This window comes from Lysinibacter cavernae, assembly GCF_011758565.1.
Classification (GTDB): domain Bacteria; phylum Actinomycetota; class Actinomycetes; order Actinomycetales; family Microbacteriaceae; genus Lysinibacter; species Lysinibacter cavernae.
Genome location: NZ_JAAMOX010000001.1, coordinates 667,241 through 690,525 on the forward strand (window position 1 = coordinate 667,241; position 23,285 = coordinate 690,525).

Annotated in this window: 23 protein-coding genes; 9 read left to right on the forward strand and 14 right to left on the reverse strand. The window is 59.3% G+C overall.

The annotated features are described in order from the left end of the window. Positions 1–1,355 precede the first annotated feature (1,355 nt). From qcrB to ctaE, 4 genes are all read right to left on the reverse strand, one after another. Positions 1,356–2,984, reverse strand: a complete 1,629-nt coding sequence (qcrB, locus tag FHX76_RS03140; protein ID WP_167147781.1) for a cytochrome bc1 complex cytochrome b subunit — start codon at positions 2,982–2,984, stop codon at positions 1,356–1,358. Then, entirely contained in the window at positions 2,981–4,063 is a 1,083-nt protein-coding gene (qcrA, locus tag FHX76_RS03145) for a cytochrome bc1 complex Rieske iron-sulfur subunit (RefSeq protein WP_167147784.1), read from the reverse strand. Before qcrA ends, qcrB begins: the two co-directional genes overlap by 4 nt. Before the next feature lie 74 nt (positions 4,064–4,137). Next, a complete protein-coding gene (gene qcrC, locus FHX76_RS03150) occupies positions 4,138–4,941 on the reverse strand; it encodes a cytochrome bc1 complex diheme cytochrome c subunit (RefSeq protein ID WP_167147788.1) in 804 nt (267 codons plus the stop codon). An 18-nt stretch (positions 4,942–4,959) separates the two neighbouring features. Beyond that, the gene (gene ctaE / locus FHX76_RS03155) at positions 4,960–5,598 is read right to left on the reverse strand and encodes an aa3-type cytochrome oxidase subunit III (RefSeq protein ID WP_167147791.1); all 639 of its coding nucleotides are present in this window, start codon (positions 5,596–5,598) and stop codon (positions 4,960–4,962) included. A 157-nt stretch (positions 5,599–5,755) separates the two neighbouring features. Between ctaE and trpD the strand changes: the two genes are divergently transcribed. Further along, positions 5,756–6,823 carry an anthranilate phosphoribosyltransferase gene (trpD, locus tag FHX76_RS03160; RefSeq protein ID WP_167147794.1) on the forward strand — a complete coding sequence of 356 codons (1,068 nt, stop codon included), beginning with the start codon at positions 5,756–5,758 and terminating at the stop codon, positions 6,821–6,823. Positions 6,824–6,867: 44 nt separating this feature from the next. Here trpD and FHX76_RS03165 read toward each other — a convergent pair whose 3' ends face one another. Genes FHX76_RS03165 through FHX76_RS03175 form a run of 3 tightly spaced genes read right to left on the reverse strand, consistent with a single transcriptional unit; the run spans position 6,868 to position 9,837 of the window. Then, complete coding sequence (locus tag FHX76_RS03165) at positions 6,868–7,971, reverse strand: winged helix DNA-binding domain-containing protein (RefSeq protein WP_167147797.1); 1,104 nt, start codon at positions 7,969–7,971, stop codon at positions 6,868–6,870. Between the two features lie 22 nt (positions 7,972–7,993). Then, complete coding sequence (locus FHX76_RS03170; protein ID WP_167147800.1) at positions 7,994–8,620, reverse strand: response regulator; 627 nt, start codon at positions 8,618–8,620, stop codon at positions 7,994–7,996. Continuing rightward, a complete protein-coding gene (locus tag FHX76_RS03175; RefSeq protein WP_167147803.1) occupies positions 8,617–9,837 on the reverse strand; it encodes a sensor histidine kinase in 1,221 nt (406 codons plus the stop codon). Before FHX76_RS03175 ends, FHX76_RS03170 begins: the two co-directional genes overlap by 4 nt. A 155-nt stretch (positions 9,838–9,992) precedes the next feature. On the opposite strand from FHX76_RS03175, the gene FHX76_RS03180 reads away from it, so the two are divergent. Beyond that, positions 9,993–11,099 (forward strand): ABC transporter permease, encoded by a 1,107-nt coding sequence (locus FHX76_RS03180; protein WP_167147806.1) that lies wholly within the window; start codon positions 9,993–9,995, stop codon positions 11,097–11,099. Between the two features lie 8 nt (positions 11,100–11,107). Beyond that, on the forward strand, positions 11,108–11,842 hold the full coding sequence (locus FHX76_RS03185) for an ABC transporter ATP-binding protein (RefSeq protein WP_167147809.1): 735 nt from the start codon (positions 11,108–11,110) through the stop codon (positions 11,840–11,842). Here the strand turns inward: FHX76_RS03185 and FHX76_RS03190 are convergent. The 5 genes from FHX76_RS03190 to FHX76_RS03210 form a co-directional block, all read right to left on the reverse strand. Beyond that, on the reverse strand, positions 11,839–12,636 hold the full coding sequence (locus tag FHX76_RS03190; protein WP_167147812.1) for a hypothetical protein: 798 nt from the start codon (positions 12,634–12,636) through the stop codon (positions 11,839–11,841). The genes FHX76_RS03185 and FHX76_RS03190 overlap by 4 nt on opposite strands. 134 nt (positions 12,637–12,770) lie before the next feature. Continuing rightward, a complete protein-coding gene (locus FHX76_RS03195; protein WP_167147815.1) occupies positions 12,771–14,150 on the reverse strand; it encodes an FAD-dependent oxidoreductase in 1,380 nt (459 codons plus the stop codon). Then, positions 14,147–14,611: an arsenate reductase ArsC gene (locus FHX76_RS03200; protein WP_167147818.1), complete on the reverse strand. Its 465-nt coding sequence runs from the start codon at positions 14,609–14,611 to the stop codon at positions 14,147–14,149. The genes FHX76_RS03195 and FHX76_RS03200 overlap by 4 nt, the downstream gene beginning before the upstream one ends. Then, positions 14,608–15,738 (reverse strand): ACR3 family arsenite efflux transporter, encoded by a 1,131-nt coding sequence (arsB, locus tag FHX76_RS03205; RefSeq protein ID WP_341777846.1) that lies wholly within the window; start codon positions 15,736–15,738, stop codon positions 14,608–14,610. The genes FHX76_RS03200 and arsB overlap by 4 nt, the downstream gene beginning before the upstream one ends. Before the next feature lie 282 nt (positions 15,739–16,020). Continuing rightward, on the reverse strand, positions 16,021–16,377 hold the full coding sequence (locus tag FHX76_RS03210) for a hypothetical protein (RefSeq protein WP_167147821.1): 357 nt from the start codon (positions 16,375–16,377) through the stop codon (positions 16,021–16,023). A gap of 421 nt (positions 16,378–16,798) precedes the next feature. On the opposite strand from FHX76_RS03210, the gene FHX76_RS03215 reads away from it, so the two are divergent. Further along, entirely contained in the window at positions 16,799–17,008 is a 210-nt protein-coding gene (locus FHX76_RS03215; protein WP_167147824.1) for a DUF1737 domain-containing protein, read from the forward strand. A gap of 277 nt (positions 17,009–17,285) precedes the next feature. Next, positions 17,286–17,726, forward strand: a complete 441-nt coding sequence (locus FHX76_RS03220; RefSeq protein ID WP_167147827.1) for a hypothetical protein — start codon at positions 17,286–17,288, stop codon at positions 17,724–17,726. Between the two features lie 187 nt (positions 17,727–17,913). On the opposite strand, the gene FHX76_RS03225 is transcribed toward FHX76_RS03220, so the two are convergent. Continuing rightward, positions 17,914–18,681 carry an SDR family oxidoreductase gene (locus tag FHX76_RS03225; protein WP_167147828.1) on the reverse strand — a complete coding sequence of 256 codons (768 nt, stop codon included), beginning with the start codon at positions 18,679–18,681 and terminating at the stop codon, positions 17,914–17,916. 164 nt (positions 18,682–18,845) lie between these two features. Between FHX76_RS03225 and FHX76_RS03230 the strand changes: the two genes are divergently transcribed. The 4 genes from FHX76_RS03230 (at position 18,846) to FHX76_RS03245 (ending at position 21,588) form a co-directional block, all read left to right on the forward strand. Then, positions 18,846–19,325 (forward strand): NfeD family protein, encoded by a 480-nt coding sequence (locus FHX76_RS03230; protein ID WP_167147831.1) that lies wholly within the window; start codon positions 18,846–18,848, stop codon positions 19,323–19,325. Between the two features lie 29 nt (positions 19,326–19,354). Continuing rightward, entirely contained in the window at positions 19,355–20,302 is a 948-nt protein-coding gene (locus FHX76_RS03235; protein WP_386762865.1) for an SPFH domain-containing protein, read from the forward strand. A gap of 9 nt (positions 20,303–20,311) precedes the next feature. Continuing rightward, complete coding sequence (locus tag FHX76_RS03240) at positions 20,312–21,082, forward strand: glycerophosphodiester phosphodiesterase family protein (RefSeq protein ID WP_167147837.1); 771 nt, start codon at positions 20,312–20,314, stop codon at positions 21,080–21,082. Between the two features lie 134 nt (positions 21,083–21,216). Next, on the forward strand, positions 21,217–21,588 hold the full coding sequence (locus FHX76_RS03245) for an RNA polymerase-binding protein RbpA (RefSeq protein WP_167147840.1): 372 nt from the start codon (positions 21,217–21,219) through the stop codon (positions 21,586–21,588). Positions 21,589–21,643: 55 nt separating this feature from the next. On the opposite strand, the gene lnt is transcribed toward FHX76_RS03245, so the two are convergent. Further along, positions 21,644–23,284 carry an apolipoprotein N-acyltransferase gene (lnt, locus tag FHX76_RS03250; protein ID WP_167147843.1) on the reverse strand — a complete coding sequence of 547 codons (1,641 nt, stop codon included), beginning with the start codon at positions 23,282–23,284 and terminating at the stop codon, positions 21,644–21,646. Position 23,285: the final 1 nt, after the last annotated feature.

A 23,285-nucleotide genomic window follows, 5' to 3' on the forward strand; every position in this document is an offset into this window, starting at 1 on the left:
CGTTGGCTCGTTGGCTCGTTGGCTCGTTGGCTCGTTGGCTCGTTGGCCCGTTGGCCCGTTGGCCCGTTGGCCCGTTGGCCCGTTGGCTCGTTGGCCCGTTGGCGATGTGCAGGCTTGCCATGCCGCCATACTCGGGCTCTTTTGAACTCTAGCACCGACCTGTGGCGCGACCTGTGGCACGAGCGGTGGCACGAGCGGTGGCACGAGCGGTGGCACGAGCGGTGGCACGAGCGGTGGCACGAGCGGTGGCACGAGCGGTGCAGCGTCTGACTCGCTGTTACCGGGACAATCGTAACCGTGCGAGCCTCGGATTCTGTGTTGAGTCCGAACAGCCTGCAGGTTGAGCGTCCAAAACGTCCGGATGGCGCGTTATCCATAGATTCAAGACACGCCTTCCACCTCAGGTGCTTCCTTCATCAGTTGGTCCTGCTTCAGTTGCTCACGTGGGGGAGTAGTGACACACCCGGTGTTGGGGTCCAACTCAATCGGTCTGTGGTTGGTGTCGTGACCATCAAGACGCAACCGGCCGCGGCGACATCTGCGATGAGACACGAGATCACGCGTCAACGAATGCTTTGTACGACGCATCCGTGACTCACACGACGCACGACGTCTCCGCAGACGCTTGTGCGTTTTGAACGCGGGTGGGTGCTCAACAAACGATGACGGTCTCTAACGACGGATTCAATGATGGTTGCCCTCGCGCGAACGAAACACGTTCTGATACGCAGCCGACATCGGTATGTTGCGAAGCAACGAGAAGTTTGTGCTGCCCGGCGCCATGAACGAACCATGGGTGGGATAGGCCACGACGGCTTTGGGGGAGTTCTGGCGCGTCCCCAAGGTGTCCTGCGCGAAAGGCGATCGAGTTTGTAAAAGATGCTCTCAATAGCTTGGAAGTGAGCATTTTTTGAGACCTCGATCACTTGTCCACGTCTCCAAGGGCATAAGCGCGATCACTCGCGCAGGGCCCGGTTGACATGCCCAGAACCAATTGACGTGTCCAGAACCAATTGACGTGTCCAGAACCAATTGACGTGTGACGTGGCTCTGAGAACTTGAGCGGACGCAAGCGGAACTGCTTTCCCCGCGACGGGGAGAAGCACATATTGAACAGTCGGGCTTGAGAGTTAGCCAGAGGACCCGTCGCCCGCGCAAGGGGAGGTTTATTAGGCGCGGCGGTTTGAGTTCACGTCACTCTGACCCGTCGTCTCCGCAAGATAAGGTTTCTCATCCGCTCTTCTTTCGAGAGCCCAACTCGGCCGGATGAACCCTGCGGTTAACGCAGCTGTGGGGCTGGTTACGATTGCTCGTAACCAGCCCCACAGAATAACTACCGATGCCGGCGATGCGGCTTAGTGGTGGTTGTGGCCTTCTGCCTCGATCTCGCCCTGTGTGACAGGGGCAACGCGGTCCTGGAAGAACCAGCGCGAGAAGACGGTGCGCAGACGGTTGCCAAACGTGATCTTGCCTTCGTCGTTGGGGCGCAGTACGAGGGGCTTGTATTCCTCGAAGCTGACGAGTTCCCAGCGCTCGTAGTCGGAGACCGGCTTGTGAACCTCGATGTATTCGCCACCCTGCATGCGAACGATGCGTCCGGACTCGTAGCCGTGAAGGGCAATCGAGCGGTCCTTCTTCTGCAGACCAAGGCAAATGCGCTTGGTGATGAAGTAGGCAATGAACGGTCCGACGATGAGGGCGAACTGGAGGGCGTGGATAACGCCTTCCATCGACATCTGGAAGTGTGTCGCTACAAGGTCGGAGCTAGCACCGGCCCACATAGCAGCGTAGAAGGTAACTCCGGCTGCACCAATGGCGGTACGGGTCGGGGCGTTGCGCGGGCGGTCGAGGAGGTGGTGCTCGCGCTTATCTCCAGTGATCCAGGCTTCAATGAACGGGTACACCATGACAAGCACGATGAAGATACCGATCACAATCAGTGGGGCAAGGATGTTCCACGACCAGGTTCCGCCAAACCATTCGGTTTCCCAGTGGGGAGGTACGAGTCGAAGGGCGCCATCGGCAAAACCGATGTACCAGTCGGGCTGGGTACCTGCCGAAACGGGGGACGGGTCATACGGGCCGTAGTTCCAGACCGGGTTGATCGTGAAGAGTGACGCGATGGTCACAATCACACCGAACACGATGAAGAAGAATCCGCCGGCCTTTGCCGCGTAGACGGGAAGGACAGGGAATCCGACAACGTTGTTGTTGGTGCGGCCAGCTCCAGGAAACTGCGTGTGCTTGTGAACAACCACAAACACAAGGTGCAGCGCGATGAAGACAAGGACCAACGCGGGCAGCAACATAATGTGCATTGCGTAGAGTCGACCAACAATGTCGGTTCCGGGGAACTCTCCGCCAAAGACGAGGAACGAGAGCCAGGTACCTACAAGCGGGATGCCCTTGACGATTCCGTCAATGATTCGCAGACCGTTACCTGAGAGCAGGTCGTCGGGGAGCGAGTATCCGGTGAATCCTTCTGCCATCGCGAGGATGAAGAGGACAAAACCAATCACCCAGTTGAGCTCACGAGGTTTGCGGAACGCACCCGTGAAGAAGATGCGGAGCATGTGGAGACCAATGGAAGCTACGAAGAGCAGCGCTGCCCAGTGGTGCACCTGACGCATGAGGAGACCGCCGCGGATATCAAAGGAGATATCGAGGGTCGACGCCATGGCTACCGACATCTCCATTCCCTTGAGGGGAACGTAGGAGCCGTTGTAGTGGACCTCAGCCATAGAGGCCTGAAAGAACAGCGTGAGGAACGTGCCCGAGAGCAGAATTACAACGAAGCTGTAGAGTGCTACTTCACCGAGCAGGAATGACCAGTGGTCTGGAAAGATCTTGCGACCGAATTCCTTGACCGCGGCCGACACCTTGGTGCGGTCGTCAATGTAGTTGGCCGCCGCGCTGGTGAAGCGAACTCCACCCTGCTGGGGCGCCGTTGATTCGGTAGTGGCAGTTGCGTTAGCGGTACTCAAGACAGACGCTCCCAGAAGCTCGGGCCGACAGGCTCAGTGAAGTCACTCTGAGCGACCAAGTAGCCTTCATCGTTCACGGTGATTGGAAGTTGGGGGAGCGGACGCTTTGCCGGCCCAAAGATAACCTCGCAGTGACGGGTCACGTCGAACTGCGACTGGTGGCATGGGCAGAGCAGGTGGTGCGTCTGCTGCTCGTAGAGCGCTACAGGGCATCCAACGTGCGTGCATACCTTTGAGTAAGCGACAATTCCGTCGTATGACCAGCCCTTGCGGTTCTCATCTTCGATGAGGTCTTCAGGCTTGAGGCGCATGAGCAGCACGATGGCTTTTGCCTTGGCATTGAGCTTGTCGTGCTCGAGCTCGTTGAGTCCCTCAGGGATGACGTGGAAGACCGAGCCGATGGTGACATCTGAAGCCTTGATTGGTGTCCCGGAGGGATCACGGGTGAGGCGAACGCCCTTGTCCCACATGGTCTCCTTGAGCAGGGCAACTGGGTCCTGGTCGTGCGGCGCGAGGCTGCGCAGGAGGACAACGCCAGGGAGCGGGAAAGCTACAAGGGCGCCGATGAGGCTGTTGCGGATCAGCGTGCGACGTCCGAAGCCGGACTCCTCGTTTGCGAGGTGGAAGATCTCTGCGGCCTCTTCGCGAGTCGCGTCGTCTCCACGAACCGGGTGACGCTCGTCGATGCCTTCCTTGTCGTTCATGAGGGCCTTGCCCCAGTGGATGGCTGCAACACCAATTCCAAAGAGAGCCAGCGCCATTCCCAGTCCGACAAAGAGGGTGCTCATTCGCACCATTTCGTGGTTGCCGTTTTCAATCGGGAAGGCAATATATGCCGCGATGGCACCAATGCTTCCGATGATTGAGAGGAAGAAGAGCGTGAAGACCGTTCGTTCGGCGCGCTTTTCTTTCTTTGGGTTGGTGTCGGTGACACGCTTCCTGTGCGGGGGGTGACCCGGGTTGGGAATCGCGTCGGCCGGGATCACCGCTGTGCCAGCAGACAAACCATCGTCTGCGTGCCCAGCACCGCTGGCGGCGACAACGGCGTCAGTGCTGCCGTTCTTCGCGTCCTGTGCCATGTTTCTCCTTGAACCTAATGTGTAATCGAGTAGAGCCGCTGCGTTGATGTTCCCGCGGCAAAAATTATTGCTGCCTAGTTAGATTTTGCGGTGACCCAGACGGTCAGCGCGATGATCGAACCGAGTCCGAAGATCCAGATGAAGAGACCTTCAGCAACGGGACCAATCGAGCCAAGCTTGAAGCCTCCAACCGAAACCGTGTTCTCCATGTACTTGAGGTAGCTGATAACGTCGCGCTTCTCTTCTGAAGTGATGTTTGCGTCGTTGAAGACTGGCATGTTCTGCGGGCCTGTGACCATGGCCTCGTAGATGTGAACGGCGTCGACGCCTTCGAGCGACGGTGCCCACTTGCCCTCGGTGAGTGCTCCACCGGCACCCGCCACGTTGTGGCACATTGCGCAGTTGATGCGGAACAGTTCTCCACCGTTGGCGATGTCGCCTTCGCCGTCGAGGTACTGCGACTCTGGGATTGATGGCCCTGGTGCGAGCGAGGCGACGTATGCAGCGAGCTGCAGGGTCTGCTCATCGGTGAACTGCTTAGGCTTGACCATTCCCTGTGGACCCTGGAATGCCAGTGGCATGCGTCCGGTTCCTACCTGGAAGTGTACGGATGCTGCGCCGGCTCCGATCAGCGTTGGGCCATCGTCTGACCCTTCAGCCGACAGTCCGTGACAGGTTGCGCAGTTTGCCGCAAAGAGCTTTTCGCCCTCGTCGATCGTGCTCTGTGACTGCAGGTCTACTTCAGCAACTGCGGCGCTGCCGCTGAAGCCTGCGTATGCTGCGCCGGTGAAGACGAGCCCAATGGCTACGAGAGCTACCGTCGCCAACGGGTGGCGGCGGCCGGTCTTCTTCGCCTTGTGTTTGCTGCTACGAATCATGCTGTAACGACGCTCCTGCTATTTGATGATGTAGATGACGAAGAACAGGCCAAGCCAGACAACGTCGACGAAGTGCCAGTAGTACGACACAACGATGGCGCTTGTGGCCTCTTTGTGACCGAAGTTCTTGACGGCGAATCCACGGCCGATGACCAGCAGGAAGGCAACGAGGCCGGCTGCAACGTGGATTCCGTGGAATCCAGTGGTCATGTAGAACGCAGAACCGTAGGCGTTAGATGACAGCGTGACGCCCTCAGAGACGAGCGTTGCGTACTCCCAGACCTGGCCGGAGACGAAGATCGCGCCGAGAGCATAGGTAAGGAAGAACCACTCGATCATGCCCCACTGGCTGGGCTTCCAACCGGTAGCGCGTGGCTGGAGACGCTCTGCTGCGAACACCCCAAACTGGCAGCTAAAGGAGGAGGACACCAGGATCGCCGTGTTGATTGCGGCGAACGTGAGGTTGTGCTTGTCGGTCTCGAACTGCCATAGCTCAGGAGCCATGGAACGAAGCGTGAAGTAGATCGCGAAGAGTCCCGCGAAGAACATAACTTCACTACCGAGCCACACAATGGTGCCGACCGCAACAGTGTTGGGTCGGTTGAGTGCGGGCGTAGAAGCCTTGGGAATGATAGAAGTCGCTGTCACACAGTCCATTATGGCTGATTCCCAGCAAGTTTTTTGCCACCGCGACTAGTGTGCGAGGGCGTGTCTATGTTAGGTAAGGATAACCTATCTCGATTTGTCTGTGAGTTTCCGCGGTTTCTCGGGGCAAATTCTCAGGCAACGGACATGAGGTTATACGATTGAAGTTATGAGTTTCTCACCAACCTGGCCAAAAATCATCACTTCTCTTATTGAATCTAACGATTTGAGTGTGAGCGAAGCCGATTGGTGCATGACCCAAATCATGACGGGTGCCGCAACCGAGGCGCAGATTGCATCGTTCCTTATTGCACTGCGTATCAAGGGGGAGACCGTCGACGAGGTGGTTGGGTTCCGCGATGCAATCCTCGATCACGCGCATTCCGTGAGCATTTCGCCCAACTCCCTCGACATTGTTGGAACAGGTGGTGACCGGTTTGGCACCGTAAACGTCTCCACAATGTCATCCATCGTCGCGGCCGCAGCTGGCACGCCCGTTGTGAAGCACGGTAATAAGGCAGCGAGTTCGCAGTCTGGAGCCTCCGACGTACTTCGTGAGCTCGGCATCAATCTCAATCTTGAACCGGATCAACTCGCTACCGTGTTCGACGCGACAAATATTGCCTTTGTATTTGCCGGTCGTTTCCATCCTGGGTTCGCTCACGCTGGTGCCGTTCGCCAACAGATTGGCGTTCCAACGGTGTTCAACTTTCTTGGACCCCTGTGTAACCCAGTGCGGCCGGAAGCATCCGCGGTCGGTGTCGCCCAGCTCGACCGTGTTCCGCTGATCGTTGGCGTATTCCAGACCCGTGGAGCCAACGCGCTTGTCTTTCGAGGGGACGAGGGGCTCGACGAACTCTCAACCGCTGGACACTCCCATATCTGGGAAGTAACGCGAGGCGGCGTGACCGAACACGATCTTGATCCGCGTGACCTCAACATCTCCAAGGCCAGCATCGATGACCTCATCGGACAGGATGCTGCCTACAACGCCAAGGTGGCCCGCGACGTCCTCGCAGGCCATGATGGGCCCGTCCGAGACATCGTGCTGCTGAATGCCGCAGCCGGCCTTGTCGCCTTTGATCTGCATGACAAGCCTGCGAGCGCAGAAATTCCGCTGCTCGACCGATTGCGCACGCAAATGGCCGTTGCCGCCGAAACGATCGACAGCGGTGCGGCACAGGCAAAACTTGCCGAGTGGGTCGGCGCGACGCAGGCCTTCGACTCTGGCGAATAATCCGCACCAGCCCTCCAGCCTCTCGCGGTTGAAGCCGACAGAAGCTACTCGGTTGTGACCGAACGAAGCGGCGTTTCCCAGAAGTCAGCAAACGGCTGGAAAACGAGCTCTAAGTCATGCTGGAGTTGTCGCTTCGGCATCGGTTCGAATGGGCTTACCTCGATGAGAAGACCCCGCGAGGTTGCCTTGCGCTTCCACGTACCTATCGCGACTCCATCCTGGAGCAGCACCGGTTTGAACATTCCGTTATTGCCAGGAACAACGCGTTGCGCATGGTCAGGGTGGATGACCGCATCACGCGCACGGTAGCCAAGGTAGTACTCGTCAAATCCGGCAAGGGGAATGAGCCGCGGACCGGTGGTTTCAATACCGGGCTCCGTGAGCTCTGCGACAAAGTATGACTCGTTGTTGTGTAAAAACGGATGCACTCGACCCCGCTCGGTGGCAAGTCTGACCGCCGTGCGGCAGTCGCCCATGGTGAGGCCCGTCCAAGCAGCAAAATCGGAAAGTGTTGCCGGGCCGTGTCCGTTAATGTAGCGACTAAAGAATTCACACAGGGCGTCGTCACGGTCGAGCACCGTTGGGTTGGTGATCCATTCATCCATGAGCCTGAGTTCCTGTTCAGCAGCTCGAAATGGACCCCAACACAATACGCCGGTTTGGGAGAGGCTCCAGATGATGTGGTAACCGCGTGAGCTTTCGGTGGAGATCCCGTTTCGCTCAAGATGCTCAAGGAACTCGGCGCGCGTTGCCCCGTGGCCGCCTCCGAGCAGATCGATAGCAAGCGACCTGGCCCGATCGAGTGTTTGCTCGTCGAGTCCAAGACCGGCTCGTCTGCTCGCTGCACCCCTCATAAGTCGCTCTGTTGTGAGGCTCAGCATCCAACCGAGGTCGGCGGCGGGCACGGCATGGAGCGTGCCTCGCATTGGCCATCCGCGCACTACTTCGCCACGGTTAAAGGAGTCACGGACGGTCGTGACGGTTGCCGGTTTGCCTGAGGACCGCGCACGTTGGCCAAGGGCCCACAAGACGGCACCAAGATCCTGCCCCTGCATTGCCCCGAAATGAGCAGCAACCGTCAGTACCGAATCGGCAGGGGCGGCCAGGAGTTGTGCGGTGAGGCGCTTCACGCGAAGGAGATCCGTCATAGTGGCCGATTCTAGACCCAGGTTACGCGCGGATGAGGCCTGACTCGCGAGCCTTCGCAACTGCTTGTGTTCGCGACGAAACGCCCAGCTTCGTGAAAATATGAACCAGGTGTGATTTGACGGTTGCTTCGCTGAGGAAGAGCTCGGCACCGATCTGTTTATTGGTTGCCCCGCTCGCAACTCGCTCGAGTACTTCAACCTCGCGTGGGCTGAGCTGGGTGCTTGGCGAGTTGACGTGCCGTACAAGGCGGGTTGCGATAGCCGGCGCGAGCGCACTCTTGCCTGCAGCGGCAGCCCGAATGGCGTCAAGCAGTTCCGTCGGTGGGGCATCTTTGAGGAGATAGCCGCTGGCACCTGCCTCGACCGCGCTCAAAATGTCGGCATCCGTATCGTAGTTGGTGAGCACAAGTACTCGCGACGCGTCTGGTCCAGTCCTGATGAGCTTGGTGGCGTCGGCCCCCTGGATGCGCTGGGTGCCAAATTGGAGATCCATGAGCACAACATCCGGCTGCAACTCATTGGCAAGAGTGACGGCCTCTTCAGCGGTTGCTGCTTCCGCGACGATACTGAGGTCGGGCTCGGTATTCACGAGGGCCACAACACCGGCGCGCACGATGGGATGATCGTCGGCGATAAGAATCCTGATCATTCCGTTGACTCCTGCGGGTCGAGGGGTATTGTGACGGCAACGGCCGTCCCCGAGCCGGGGGAGGACTCGACCGAAACGGAGCCGCCCAGTTGCTTGGCCCGGTCGCTGATAGCCGCGAGGCCAAAGGACTGCCGTTCCGGGTGCGACTGTGTCAGGCGCTGGGCGGCACGATCAAAGCCGATGCCGTTGTCAACAACATCCAGGCTCACCGCATCGCCCATGTAGCTGAGTGTGACATCGGCGCGCGTCGCGTTCGAATGCTGGGCAACATTTCCGAGCGAGCCCTGCGCAATCCGGAGCAACGCCGTTTCAACTGGCATCGGAAGGGGAACTGGGTCGCCACTGGTCGTGACTCGAATATCAACACCAGTCGAGTCTGCTGTTGCCGTCGCCAGTCTGCTGATCGCGCCCTCAAGGCTGTGCTCCTGGAGCGCGGGCGGGCTGAGCTCCGCGATGAATCTTCTCGCTTCAAGCAGATTCACTGCCGCAGTTTCTCTTGCGAGGCGGATGTGATCGATCGCAGGGTGCTCTGGGTCTTCGAGCTCGACCGCGTGCAGGAGGAGTTGGATGCTTGACAGCCCTTGGGCCACCGTGTCGTGAATCTCGCGGGCAAGCCGCGATCGTTCGGCAAGCGTGCCTGCCTCGCGCTCAGTGACCGCCAACTGTTCACGGGTTTCGATCAAATCTTGGATCAGCCTGTTGCGCACTGCCGCCTCACGAAAGAGGGCCTGGTAGCCAAGCCCGATCGCAATCGCAACACCGGCACCGATCAGCGGGCCAATCACTCCACCCGTGCTCCATCCCGTATTCCACGACAGCGTCACGATGGCAACGCCGGTCGTCATGAGCACTACCAGCACATTCCACGGAAGGGGAACAAGATGGAGGTACAGGAAAAAGAGCGGGAAGACGAGGAACGCTGCCTCGGGGGTCAGTACCGCGAGGACCACCCAGAGCGCAGTAAGCACGGTCAACCATACGAGACGTGTAGGCGAGGGCGTCTCGTTGGGAAGCCATGCGCCGCTCACATACACGGCAAGAAAGAGGACCACAAGCGTGAGCACGACCCAGCCATACGCCGGATCGCCAGCCGCAGCGACAGGAGAGTCGCCGTGCTGGAACGCCCGAAGAACAACAAGTACCGAGAGTCCAATGATGAGCGCATGTAGCCCATACCGGAGGCCCGTAAACACGGAGTTGAGCGACGTGTGTTTCATTGCTCCCCAGCGTAACCAGTTCGTCGGTGAACGGCATCCATCAAAAGTTTGATGGACAACCAAACCCAGGCTCGATTCGAACCAACCGCAATCTGAGGATGCTTGAAGAAGCGGCCAGGAATTTGGCCTCTACAGCGTTTGATGAAAGGTCAGCAATGTTTGTTGCGTGGAGAGAACTTGCCGTTGCACGCGGCCGGTTCGCACTGATTGGGTCGGTCGTCACCCTGATTACGGTTTTGGTTGGCTTCCTCGGTGGGCTGACTTTTGGCCTGGCCAATGCGAATATCTCGGCGCTGACCAGCCTGACGGCCAACACCATTGTTTTCGGTTCGGGTGACAGCGCCGATACCTCGCAGGAGCCGACATATGCATCGTCGCAGGTCACCGCCAACGAGCTAGCGATGTGGAGGGGTGCTCACGGGGTTGAACACGCCGAGCCGCTCGGTATCGCAACGGTAAAAGCGTTCGCGGCGAACGGCGACTCCTCTGCGATCACGTTGTTTGGCGTGTCGAGCTCGTTTGATTCCGTTGGCGGCTCTCAGCAATTACCAACATCGGATGACGGAATAGTGCTGTCAGCGGCCGCGGCAAAGAACCTGGGTGCCCTGCAGGGTGATGACGTGACCGTCGCCGGAACGACCTTCACCGTAGATGCGGTTAACGGCAACTCAGAGTACAGCCACACGGGCGTCGCCTACGCGTCGCTCGACAACTGGCGTGTGATCGTCGGACAACAAACCGGGGGTGGGGAACAACCGTTTGCGACGGTTTTCGCCGTTACCGCATCCGGAGCTGACCTCGCGAAAATCGACGCTGAGGCCGGAACGACGGCAACCGGCATCTGGACATCGCTTCTCAGTCTTGAGAGTTTCAAAAGTGAAATCGGTTCGCTTGGGATGATGATGGCGCTGCTCTTTGGTATCTCCGCGCTTGTTATCGGCGCGTTCTTTACCGTCTGGACGCTCCAGCGACATGGTGATGTTGCGGTGCTCAAGGCGCTCGGGGCATCCACCGCGTCTCTTGTGAAGGATGCGCTTGGGCAGGCCCTTGCCGTCCTCGTCGCCGGCGTTGGACTTGGACTCATACTGACGATTGGTCTTGGCCTGTTGGCTGCCAGCGCGCTGCCGTTTGTGCTGAGCCCGCTCACCACGCTGCTTCCCGCCGCCATCATGATTGTGCTCGGACTCGCCGGCGCTGCATTTGCACTCCGTTCCGTGACCACCGTCGACCCACTCGCCGCCCTCAGCGGCCGCAACAGCTAGGACACGCCATGATTCAGCTTTCAGACCTTACCGTCACATTTCCCGATGGAAACGACACCATCACCGCGTTGAACGCCGTTTCGCTGCGGGTTGCACCGGGAACCGTGTCTGCCATTACCGGCCCGAGCGGTTCTGGCAAATCGACACTGCTCTCCGTCGCATCAACGTTGCTCACGCCAACAAGCGGAAACGTTGAGATCGGGGGAGTGGATGCCTCGGCCCTCACCTCAGCTGAACGCGCCAAACTCCGCAGAGACAGCATCGGTATTGTTTTTCAGCAGCCGAACCTGCTGTCAGCGCTCACGGTGCGGGACCAGCTGGTCGTCATGTCGCACCTTGGTCAACGAAGGCTACGTGGAAACGAGCGGTCAGCATACGAACGACGCGCGGACGAACTCCTTGACGCCGTCGGGCTTGCCGGTCAACGGCAGAAGCGTGCAAGCCAACTCTCCGGAGGGCAGCGCCAGCGAGTGAATATTGCTCGTGCCCTCATGAATGAGCCAACGGTGATTGTGGTGGATGAACCAACAAGCGCCCTCGATCAGCAGCGGGGTTCCGAAATCATCGACCTTGTCATCACGCTCACGCAGGAGCGCAAGACATCAACGCTGCTGGTGACGCACGATCTCTCACACCTCACGCGATTCGACGAGGTGCACACCATGATTGACGGATCCCTGTACGAGGGCCTCATCGATGCGACAACCGTTTCGCGAGAGTCTTTGGCTGGGCCGGCGAGTTAACGTCTGACGTTGCGGTTCTGCCGCCGCTGGCGGTTTCTCTGGTCGCCCCGAAATCTCGGGTCGTCAAGCTCGATGACGCTTGGGCTGCCATCGCCGGATGAGAACACGCTCCAGCGGGTTCCGTCAGCCGCCTGAAGTACCCACGGGGACTGGCCGGCGCGACCGCGAGTCCAGCCGCGGATGATCTGGTCTGGCTCTCGTCCAGTGGCCGCCAGCCAGGCATCCAGATAGTCGAGAGGAATTCTCTCGGTGATGGGTACGCCGGCGTCCGCGTGGTACACCATCGCCTCGCGCTCGGCCCTGAGGCCGCCCGCGCTCGCCCGTCCTCGGGAACCGCGTTGAACAGTTGGGGGAGCGCTCGGCCCCGTATCGGGATCGTTCGAAGCCGTTGCCGTAACCGGCTGATGCTTCTCCAGCGGTTCGACGCTCGCCTGTGTAGCGAGTGTCGGCTCTGCGGATGCGTTCGACTCGTCCTGATCCGCGTCATCCGCGTCATCTGGGTCAATCAGGGAAGCAGCAAGCTGCTCTTGGAGATCGGCAATCTGGTCCATTACTCGATCGGTGTCCTGCGCGGTGAGCAGGTAGATCACGAGCGCGAGCGTGAGGCCCCAGACGGTGGCGCCAAGACTGATAACCCCGAGGATGTCGACGTCGGTAGGCTCAACCACAAGCAGCGCAATGGTGACCGCGGCGGCAAGGAGAAACGTCAGGCCGGTCACCAGCATCGGTTTGCCAGCGAGTTTGTGCAGAAAGGCGTCGTAGGGTGGACGGTCGGTCACTGGGGGAGTTGCCATACAAGAACTGTACCCACGGCGCCGTAGCAAACGTGTGCGTGGATGCGCTGCGGCGGCACGTACGTCCGCTCAGCGCATCCCCAAGTCAGGTCAACGCAACCTCAGCTCAGTCATCCCGTCGGAGCCACCTCAGGTCAGATCAGCGCACTCGTTTCCCTGCCGCATGACCCCGCCGTTGTGGCCGCATCGACCGAACAATCACCCGAATCGTTGACGGCACCCTCGCCTGAGCAGTCTGCTGTAGGCGCAACCGTCATACAGACACCCGTTTCGGGCAGCACAAGTTGCACTTGACGTGCCGCAGCATGATTGCCGGCCAGTTCATCCGCAATGGAACGGACCTGCTCATATCCGGTCGCAAGCAGGAACGTCGGAGCGCGCCCATAGCTTTTCATCCCGGCGATGAAGAAGTTGGGTTCGGGATGCGCTAACTCGTCAACACCGTGTGGGTAGACCGTGCCGCAGCTGTGCATATTGGGATCAATGAGCGGGGCGAGCATCCGAGGTGCTTCGATGACCTCGTCGAGCGAGAGTCGGATTTCTCGCAGGAAATCAAGGTTCGGCCTGAACCCAGTTGCGTTGACAACCACGTTTGCAGCAACGGAATAGGGCTCACCTGCGCGGCGCCCGTTCAACACAACGCCGCTGGCTGAGGCATCCGCAACGATGTTATCGATTTCATAGGAATCGATCAGCGTCACCCGACCCGAATCAACCAGTGCGTTCACCATGCCGCCAAGTTCGCCTCGTGCGGGCAGCTCATCAGCTGCCGAGCCGTAGACCCTCTGGGGCGTGCGAGAACGGATGACCCAGGAAATCCGTGTATTGGCTTCGGTCGCGGCAAGTTCGGCCAGTTTCAGGAGGGTATTTGCCGCAGAGTGACCCGCGCCCACCACAACGGTGTGTTGCCCCACGAAGCGATGACGGTCGACACCAAGCACGTCAGGAAGGGCTCCGGTGATGAAGCGTCTGACTGCGGCGTTGTTGGTCGGCTCGAGGCCCGACGAGAGGAGGTTGTTCGGGGTTCCGTATGTGCCTGACGTATCGATGACTGCCGAGGCGGCAACACTCGAAGTGCCGGTTGGCGTCTGCACCCTGAGGACAAAGGGTGCGTGTTCTCGGCCCGCAGACCGAGTCTTGTCCATGCCTTGGCGTGAAACGGCGATCACCGTGCTGCGGTACTGGATGACGGGTTTGAGCTCTGGTGTGTTGCTCAACGGAATCAGATAGGACTCGACGAGGTCTCTGCCGTGCGGGATGCGGGTCGCGACGGGTGCGTCCCAGTCACTCGCATCAAGGAGTCGGGCTGCGGCGGCATCCACAAGAAACTCCCACGGGGAAAAGAGTCGGGTATGACCCCAGCTGGCGACGGCCGCGCCGGCGTGGTCTCCGGCTTCGAAAACGATGACGTCCAGGCCTCGTTCGTGCGCCTGGGCTGCAGCGGCAAGGCCGATTGGCCCCGCCCCGATCACGGCAATCGGTAGTTGGCGAAGTTGCTGGGCGGCGAGGGTCATGATTGCTCCTGGGGGTTGCTGTGTGGTTTTGGGAGCTGAGGGGCACGGCCCTCGGCATCCGTATTGGACATGCTGTGGATGAGTGCCTCGACCCGTGCCCGAATCTCGTCACGGATGCGGCGCACGGCGTCCAAGGGTTGTCCTGCCGGGTCGTCAAGTCTCCAGTCCTCGTAGCGTTTGCCTGGAAAGAATGGGCACGCGTCGCCGCAGCCCATCGTGATCACCACATCGGAGGTCTGCACGGCCTCCGTCGTGAGTATCTTCGGGATGTTCTTCGTGATGTCGATTCCAACTTCGGCCATGGCGGTCACCGCAACGGGGTTGACGCTGTCCTTCGGTGCAGAACCTGCTGACAATACCGTTACGGACTCACCAGTGAGAGCAGCGAGGAACCCAGCGGCCATTTGTGAGCGGCCCGCGTTGTGCACGCACACAAAGAGAACGGTGGGTCGGTTATTCATGCAAGTTCCTTCGCTTCGATGGATTCTGGGTGAGTATCGTGAGCCGCCGGATGCTTGGCGAGTGTCCCAGATGTTGGGAAGATTCGACCGCGCAGCCAGAGAGAAACATAGACAAGCCCAACGAGTACTGGTACCTCAATCAGCGGGCCGACGATTCCGGCCAGGGCCTCGCCGCTTGCGGCTCCGAAAGTGCCGACGGCGACCGCGATGGCAAGCTCGAAGTTATTGCCGGCTGCCGTGAATGCAAGGGTGCTGGTGCGCGCATAGGGGAGTCCGACGGCTTTGCCGGTGAGGAACCCGATCGCAAACATCAGCGCAAAATAGGCGAGTAGTGGGAGCGCGATACTTGTAACGTCAACGGGATGATCAATGACCTGTTGGCCTTGCAGGCTAAACAACAGCACGATCGTGAACAGCAGACCGTAGAGCGCAAATGGGCTCACCCTCGGTAGGAATACTGATTCGTACCATTCGCGTCCCCGCTTGGCCTCACCAACGCGGCGCGAAAGGTATCCAGTGGCGAGTGGGATACCAAGAAAGACAAGCACGCTCGCGGTAATGGCCCAGAACGAAAACGAAGCTGAGGTGGTGCTGAGGCCAAGCCAGGCTGGTAGGACCTGGAGGTAAAACCATCCAAGGGCCCCAAATGCAACAACCTGAAACACCGAGTTGATGGCGACGAGGAACGCTGCTGCCTCGCGGTCACCACACGCCAGGTCGTTCCAGATCATGACCATGGCGATGCAGCGAGCAAGGCCGACAACGATGAGGCCCGTCCGGTATTCGGGAAGGTCAGGGAGCAGCAACCATGCCAGCGTAAACATCAGAGCTGGACCCACGAGCCAGTTGAGCACGAGCGACGACCAGAGTAGGCGCTTATCACCCGCTACCGTGCGGACATCCGAATACCTCACCTTTGCAAGAACCGGATACATCATGACCAGCAGTCCGAACGCGATTGGTACGCTCACCGAGCCGATCTCGAAGGCCTGCAGGAAGCGGCCGACTTCGGGCAAGAGCGCGGCGATCGCGAGACCGAGGCCCATGGCGGCAAGAATCCACAGGGGGAGGAGGCGGTCAGCAACTCCCAGCTGTGGCGCGTGTGTAGCGCGTTGGGTCTTCGTCACGGATGGTTCCCCCAAGAGGGTAGATTGATAACTGTCAATGTTTAGTATTTCCTTAACATTGACGGTTGTCAATATTCATCGTTGGCTTCGTTGCCATGAGGGAAGATCGGCATTTCGCGCGCATGTCAGATGCCACACCCTTGACGATCGGGCGGTAGGTGATGCACAGCGGGGTCACGCTCCACGCTCGGCAAGGCGCCCCACCGTCGGGGCAATAGCTTCGCGTCCAAGTCCGGTTCGTCGACAAGCGTCGACTCGCGTAAACCAACAGTTTCGTTGTCGTCAGGTAATGATGAGGTCGCCGTCTCGCGCTTCGACGGGCAGGTAGCTTGCGATGTGACTCATGTCGCGCTGCGTTCCGTCGCTATCAAGGACGCGAAGCACTGCATGGCACGACGCTTCTGCGGCGCCGTCGCGGAGGAGGTCGATTGCGGATTCCACCATGCTGGCGCTCAGGCCGTAGCGGTCGGGCAGCAGGATGACGGTTGTGAGGCACTCACCTGAATCGGCAACGAGCGTCGTCGACGAGGATGCGAAGTCCTGGGGGAGAGTTGCTACTACCGCAGCATCAACCTCTGGCTGCGTGGATGCTGCTCGAACCGAGCAGCCGGCCAGGCTCAGGGATGTCGTTAACGGCATGATCCACAGAATTCTGGACGCACGACGCATCGGATTCACCGCGTGGATCCGGTGTTGCATGTACGCAGGTCGCACGCAAGGTGTTGCGGAGCAGATGACGCAGCACGGCGACCTGCAAGCCATTCCAACATGAGGGCAACGAGCAGGCTCGGGAGCCAGAAAGGCTGGATGTGTATGCGTTTAGCGAGCGGAGGGTGTCCCATACGTTCACGGTATCATTCCGTAAACCACCTGAGAAACGTTCAAGCCTTGGTTTCCGGGCGGGTCTTCAGGGGGTGTGGCAGCCGTTGTGTTTGCATCGAACAGGCGTGCCGTTCATTTAATCTGACATAATATGCATTATCAGTGATATGTATCGATGGGAATAGGCTGCTTTAATCAACCCTAGAAACTACCCAGACTCTATGCTCAGGAGAATCTCATGACGGAGAATCAGCGACTTCTGTACCGCCTCTTGACCGGCCCTGACGACGCGACGTTCTGCGCGCGCGTCTCAGCCGCACTGAATGAAGGCTACGAGCTCTACGGGTCACCCTCCGCAACGTTTGACGGCCATCATGTGATTGTTGCCCAAGCGGTCATCCTGCCTCGCTCGTCAGGAACTGGCTCGCCGGATATTCATTCAATCTGACATAATCCGCAACGGCTCTGACGCGCCGCGAAGCTACGTATCTCGCAGAAAGTCACAACGCTTCGTAAGATGCCGTTGCGTTTCCTCTCTTAAACCTGTGTCGGTTTGTGTCGGCCTAAAAAGGAAGTCACACCCGACTCGTTTTACGAGAGAAGCCGATTTGGATGCTCAGAGAGCGCTCAAAAACGGACCTGAACGACAGGCCCGGACGCTTCTCTACATACCGATTGCTGCCGGTTTGTGGCAATCAAGCAACGTTGAGGAACGCATGAATAGAATGAATAGATTTAAGCTAGCCATTACGGCCATCGTCGTTGGGGCCTGTGCCTTGGGCGGCGCGACGGCCGCAACCGCGGCTGACTATCAGTCGGGCAGTAAGGGCACTGTATTGCTCTCCAACCCGAACCGTGCGGCGTACTCCCAGTACCTCGGTACAAACTCGAATGCGCCGGTTGGGCTCTCTTGGATCAAAGCGTCGGATATGAAGCGAGACGGATACAGTGCGCTGACCGTTCTGCAGAAACGAGAGGGTGGAAAGTGGGTTGAGGTCTCGCGAGTGATCGCGAGCGGTGGCATCGGGGCAGACATGAAACGGACTGTTATGCGCCCCAAAAAGGGCACCCAGATGCGACTGACCAGCTGCACGATCAATCGTTCGGCTCCTGCCGCAAAGCGCGTTGGGTTCAACTGCCAGTCAGAGGTGTTCTACGCCGTCTAACGACCCGTCTGGAGTCCACACCATCAGGTGGGGAATCCGTCGTGTTACTTGCGTGACACGCGAGGCCTCGCGTCGACGTGTGCATGTTCGAACTCAAGAACCCGCCCTCTTCGTTACGACGAAGAGGGCGGGTTCTTGAATATGAGGCCGTGGGCGAACAGATGATCGGCCCGTCAGATCCGATTAGTTAGGAGCCCTTGGTGAAGTACGAGGTGTCCCCCACGTACCTGGTGTTATTTTCTGGGACCGCGTCGACTGCCGCGGAAGCGACCTCGGCAGCAAACTCACTCACGTTGTACAAACGCCCAGCCGAAGACTTGCGTTCGTCAATGGCACCTGGATTAGCCCGCTCAAGCAGCGTCGCGGTGATGGTCCCCTCGATCATGTCGCCGGAGACAACCACAAACTTGATTCCGCGCTCGGCAAGGGTAGGGATCAGATCGCGCAACGCGTCCTCCCCCGCACGCTTGCTCGTTGCGACAACTTCGTACTCTGGCATCGTCTCGACGGTCTTAATAAAGTGCGCCTGGTGGCTCGTGACAAAAACCACGCGGGCGCCATCGCTCAGCAGCGGGAGCGCCTTCGTGAGCAAGTTGAGCTGCGAATCGCGGTTCAGAACCAGGGCGTAGTCTTCCGCCATGCCGCTTTCCATGCCGCCAGAGGCATTCAACACGAGCACATCGAGGCCGCCATACTCAGCGCGAATGTTGTCGAGCATCCCGTCAACCGACGCTGGGTCGGTGAGATCTGCCTGGACCGTCAGCACGCGACCGCCAAGCTCGCGGAGGCTCGTTGCGAGCTTCTCGGCTCTGGCAGCCTTGTTGCGGTAGTTGATCACAACATCCGCCCCGGCTTCGGCAAAGTAAGAAACCGTATCAGCCCCAATGCCTCGCGACGAGCCGGTCACGAGGATACGCTTGCCGGCCAGGGATGCTGGGGTGAGTGGATTTGCCACGGATGCTCCTTGAAGTAGTACTGCAACGTTGAGAGGCGAAACCAAACGTGGGTTCGCATAGGGAATTAATTTTCTCATGAGACACTACCAATGGTCGGATCACCGCGCGGGCACGCATGATAGTTTTAGGACTACGAGATACGCCACCAAGGGAGTTTGACAAGATGATTGAGTTTGTTATCAATCACGGATGGGTGGCCTGGCTCGCGCTGGCCCTCCTGTTTTTGGTCGTTGAGATGCTGACGCTCGAGTTCACCGGGCTCATGCTTGCAACCGCCTCACTTGGTGGTGTCGTTGCAGGTCTGACGCCGATGCCATTCTGGGCCCAAGTCGTGCTCGTTGCCATTCTTGCGCTGCTCCTCATTTTGTTCATTCGCCCTCCCCTGCTCCGCTGGCTCAAGCGCGACTCAGATCCGACCAAGAGCAACGTTGACGCCCTCATCGGTCTGTCAGGTACGGTCATCTCGGTTATTCCCCAAGACGGCGTTGGCACCGTGAAGCTGAGCAACGGCGACACCTGGACTGCTTCGTTCGCCCCCGGGACACTCACGGCGCTGGTTCCTGGACAGCCCATCATCGTTACCCAAATCAGCGGAGCAACAGCCGTTGTCCGCCCCGCCACTACAGCAGAGGAAACTCTATGAACGGCTCTGAAACCGTAGGTTTTGCCATCATGCTTGTGCTGCTTGTTATCCTAATCATCTTTGTGATTACGGTACTTGTCCGCTCAATTCGCATCATTCCGCAGGCTAACGCCGGCGTTGTCGAACGGCTTGGCAAATACCACAAGACGCTCATGCCAGGACTCAACGTACTTGTTCCCTTCATCGACAGGGTTCGTCCGCTCATTGACATGCGCGAACAGGTTGTTTCCTTCCCACCACAGCCGGTTATCACCGAAGACAACCTGGTCGTATCGATTGATACGGTTGTCTACTTCCAGGTTACGGATGCGCGTGCCGCCACCTACGAAATTGCCAACTACCTCGGCGCCGTTGAGCAGCTCACGACCACGACCCTTCGTAACGTTGTTGGTGGGCTCAACCTCGAGGAGGCGCTCACGAGCCGTGACGAGATTAACGGTCAACTTCGCATTGTGCTTGACGAGGCAACCGGCAAATGGGGAATCCGCGTCGGACGTGTAGAGCTCAAGGCAATTGACCCGCCCCTGTCGATCCAAGATTCAATGGAGAAGCAGATGCGCGCCGAGCGTGACCGCCGCGCCGTCATCCTGACAGCCGAGGGTACCAAGCAGTCGGCAATCCTCGAGGCGGAGGGTGCTCGTCAGGCCGAGATCCTTCGTGCGGAAGGAGAGGCGCAAGCCGCAGTCCTCCGCGCCCAGGGTGAAGGCCAGGCCATCAGCACGGTGTTCCAAGCTATCCACGAGGGTAACCCCGACGGTCCACTGCTTGCCTACCAATACCTGCAGACGCTGCCAAAACTCGCCGAAGGCACCGCAAACACACTGTGGGTGGTTCCGAGCGAACTCACCAACGCGCTCAACAGTGTGTCAAACGCATTTGGTGGACCGGCGAAGGAGGGCGACGGTCCCGATGGCGCCGCCGCGCCGCGCCAGGCCCCGCCGAAGCTTCCGCCGTTTGGCACGCCAGCCGGTTCCTAGCCTCTCGGCATGACCAACACGTTTTGGACAGGCCCCCGGCCGCGCATCCTTGCGCACCGGGGGTTTGTGCTGCACCCAGAGACGTCGCAGGGAAACTCGTTTGCGGCAATTGATGCCGCACTCGAGGTTTCTGCAGACGTCATCATCGAGACGGATATCCAAGCAACGGCCGATGGTGTGGCTGTTCTCTTGCACGATCCGCATTTCACTCCTGCCGGTGGGCTGGCCCCGATCGGCATTCGCGCCGTACAGGCATCCGCGCTCCCGTCACTCGAACTACCAGACGGGCAGACGGTACCAACGCTGCGCGACGCCCTCGTTCAGTATCCAACCGCTCGATTCAACATCGACATCAAGGCCGCGCTTGCCTGTGTGGATGTCGCTGCCGCAATCAACGATGCGAGGGCCTGGAACCGCGTCCTGCTGACCTCGTTTAGCCGCAACAGGCGGTTACGCACAACCCAGCTTCTCGAACGGCCAGTGGCAACCAGTGCCTCCTCACGGGAAGTTGCTGCGTGTCTCACCGCGGCCTCTGTACGATCGGCTCGTCAGTTTCGGCGGGCCAGTGCACGGTTTGACGCCCTGCAGATCCCCGAGCGGGCCGGACGGATTCGCGTGGTGACCCCACGGCTCGTACGGTTTGCACATGCCGCCGGCAAAGAAATTCACGTTTGGACTGTCAACGAGCCTGCCACTATGGCTAGACTCGTGGCGATGGGAGTCGACGGAATTGTGACCGATCGTCCCGACCTCGCGTACCGCGCGATCGAGGGGAGCTGACTGGCCACTCCCCCGGCCGCCGCCCCCGCACAACGTAGTCCGACACCTGGGCATCACCTGGGTATCTCGCAGCAGCAGGACTATTTGGGCTTGGCACGATGTTGTATCGAATACGAGCGAGAGGGGATGGGACTATGGCCGAACGAACACTCAGAGGGGCCCGCATCGGGTCCACAAGTTTGCAGAGCGAAGTTGGAGTGCACTACTCCGAACGCAAGACGGTCACATATCAGGCCGAAGACGGCACCACGTTTGACGTGACGTTTTCGATTGATGCTGAGGTGCCCGAGCATTGGACCGACCTTCCGACCGGCAAGGTTGGCATCCTACTTGACTCGGGTGGCGATCCAATCGTCCCCGCCGATGCCGGCGAGGAGAAGGTGGCGCGCAGCCACTGGGACATGCTGCTCGAACGGCGGTCACGCGAGGAACTCGAAGAGCTACTCAACGAACGGCTCGCATATCTTCGCAGCCGCCGCGGGACCGGCGATCCCATCGATAAGTAACCTGCCGTCCTGATTTATTCGGGAAGACGCTCAGCCAACGTGCCGCATGCAACGGTCACTCTGGTTGGGCGTCTTTTTCGGTTAACGACGTGTTGCGTGTGCGTCGGATGCGGATCGTGTTCCCGATGGCAACGACCGCAGCGGAGACCGCACCGAGGGCTGCGATGATAAGCAGGATCGTTTGCAGCGGCAGACCTATGGCGATGCCCGGTGTGACTCCGCTGACCCGGTCAATGTCCTCAACCATCGTGCCGGGAACGTGTGTGTCAAGTCGGTCGGCGAAGCTGCCATCCGGCAGAATCACGGCGCTCGTGCCAACCGTCGAGATATTGACCACGGTGCGGCCTGTCTCAATCGCCCGAAGCTGCGCGATCGCGAGCTGCTGCACGCTTTCGTCAGTATGCCCAAAATCGGCATTATTCGTTTGTGCAAGGATGAACTCCGCGTCGGTGTTCACCATTTCGCGCGCGAGGCTATCGTCAACGATATCGAAGCAGATGGAGAGTCCGACTCGCCAGTCTCCTATGTCAACAGTCGCGGGACGTGTGCCCGGCGTGTATTCAAGCTGCACCATGTCAACCAGGTCTGGCGCAAGGGCATGGTAGAAGTCCCTGTGTGGCATGTACTCGGCAAACGGCACCGGGTGCTTCTTGTCGTACTGCCCAACTACTCCCCTGCCAGCTTCCCAGACGAGTGAGCTGTTGAAGTAACGGTCTCCGTCTTTGGTGATCGTACCAAACACGATGGGAACGTCGAGGTCGCGAGCGAGCGTTTCGATCATGGACGCCGCATCCTCGACCCGATTGGGGTCCAGATCGGATGCTCCTTCTGGCCACACCACCAGGTCAACGTTGCTGTCTGCGAGTGTCAGTGATTCGGTGAAATGTGAGTTAATCGAGTCCCACGGCTGACGATCATCAAAGATCCCTGACTTGGTGTTCCCCTGCACCGCCCCAATTCGCACGGTTCCCTCTACGGGGAGTGCATACACAGGCACAACAGAGAGCATAAGCCCAAGCAGAACAGGGGCAAGGACAAGGATGCGAGGGGCCGTCACATATTGCCCTGGCGCCACGAGTTGTTGTCGATAGAGCGCAACTGCGCAGAGGATGAAGGACACAAGGAACACCATCACAAAGCTCAATCCGGAAATGCCGATCCACGAGGCAAGCGCACCGAGCGGGCCATTTGACTGGGTTACCGCGACCCGACCCCAACCAAATCCGCCGTACGGCCAGCTCCCGGCAACCGTCTCTTTTGCGAGCCACAGCCCTGCAAGAACAACGGGAAGAAGTGCAAGGGTGACTCCGTTTCGGTGTCGGAACAGCCTCGGGAGGTATCGAGTGACAAGTGCGATCAACGCGCCAAAGACGACGTGCCAAAACATCATGAAAGCGGCAAGTGCAGCCCACGGAACTGGGCCGAGGTAAAGGGTCAGCCAGAAAATATTCGGCATCCAGAAGGCGGCGCCACCAAGAAGGCCGAGCAGTGCGCCGGCCCAGAAGGTGCGTCCCCAAAGCGGCGCGATAAGCAACGCAATTGCAGGAAAAGCGACTGGCCACCAGGCAAGCTCAGGCGACGCAACGTCGAGCAACAGGCCGCCGAGGATCGCGAGGGCACCGGCTAACCATCTGTTCTGGATGAGCACGGAAGCCGACGATGGCAACCCCTGGTGGTCGGAACGAGAATCAGGCAAG

Excerpts from the sequence above, each read along its gene's own strand:
- FHX76_RS03195 (WP_167147815.1), bottom strand. The coding sequence starts at position 14,150 with ATGACCCTCGCCGCCCAGCAACTTCGCCAACTACCGATTGCCGTGATC.
- qcrC (WP_167147788.1), bottom strand. The coding sequence starts at position 4,941 with ATGATTCGTAGCAGCAAACACAAGGCGAAGAAGACCGGCCGCCGCCAC.
- FHX76_RS03245 (WP_167147840.1), top strand. The coding sequence starts at position 21,217 with ATGGCCGAACGAACACTCAGAGGGGCCCGCATCGGGTCCACAAGTTTG.
- FHX76_RS03220 (WP_167147827.1), top strand. The coding sequence starts at position 17,286 with ATGAATAGATTTAAGCTAGCCATTACGGCCATCGTCGTTGGGGCCTGT.
- FHX76_RS03165 (WP_167147797.1), bottom strand. The coding sequence starts at position 7,971 with ATGACGGATCTCCTTCGCGTGAAGCGCCTCACCGCACAACTCCTGGCC.
- qcrA (WP_167147784.1), bottom strand. The coding sequence starts at position 4,063 with ATGGCACAGGACGCGAAGAACGGCAGCACTGACGCCGTTGTCGCCGCC.
- trpD (WP_167147794.1), top strand. The coding sequence starts at position 5,756 with ATGAGTTTCTCACCAACCTGGCCAAAAATCATCACTTCTCTTATTGAA.
- FHX76_RS03200 (WP_167147818.1), bottom strand. The coding sequence starts at position 14,611 with ATGAATAACCGACCCACCGTTCTCTTTGTGTGCGTGCACAACGCGGGC.
- FHX76_RS03175 (WP_167147803.1), bottom strand. The coding sequence starts at position 9,837 with ATGAAACACACGTCGCTCAACTCCGTGTTTACGGGCCTCCGGTATGGG.
- FHX76_RS03215 (WP_167147824.1), top strand. The coding sequence starts at position 16,799 with ATGACGGAGAATCAGCGACTTCTGTACCGCCTCTTGACCGGCCCTGAC.
- FHX76_RS03210 (WP_167147821.1), bottom strand. The coding sequence starts at position 16,377 with ATGCCGTTAACGACATCCCTGAGCCTGGCCGGCTGCTCGGTTCGAGCA.
- ctaE (WP_167147791.1), bottom strand. The coding sequence starts at position 5,598 with ATGGACTGTGTGACAGCGACTTCTATCATTCCCAAGGCTTCTACGCCC.
- FHX76_RS03190 (WP_167147812.1), bottom strand. The coding sequence starts at position 12,636 with ATGGCAACTCCCCCAGTGACCGACCGTCCACCCTACGACGCCTTTCTG.
- FHX76_RS03180 (WP_167147806.1), top strand. The coding sequence starts at position 9,993 with ATGTTTGTTGCGTGGAGAGAACTTGCCGTTGCACGCGGCCGGTTCGCA.
- FHX76_RS03185 (WP_167147809.1), top strand. The coding sequence starts at position 11,108 with ATGATTCAGCTTTCAGACCTTACCGTCACATTTCCCGATGGAAACGAC.
- FHX76_RS03170 (WP_167147800.1), bottom strand. The coding sequence starts at position 8,620 with ATGATCAGGATTCTTATCGCCGACGATCATCCCATCGTGCGCGCCGGT.
- FHX76_RS03235 (WP_386762865.1), top strand. The coding sequence starts at position 19,355 with ATGCTTGTGCTGCTTGTTATCCTAATCATCTTTGTGATTACGGTACTT.
- FHX76_RS03230 (WP_167147831.1), top strand. The coding sequence starts at position 18,846 with ATGATTGAGTTTGTTATCAATCACGGATGGGTGGCCTGGCTCGCGCTG.
- FHX76_RS03240 (WP_167147837.1), top strand. The coding sequence starts at position 20,312 with ATGACCAACACGTTTTGGACAGGCCCCCGGCCGCGCATCCTTGCGCAC.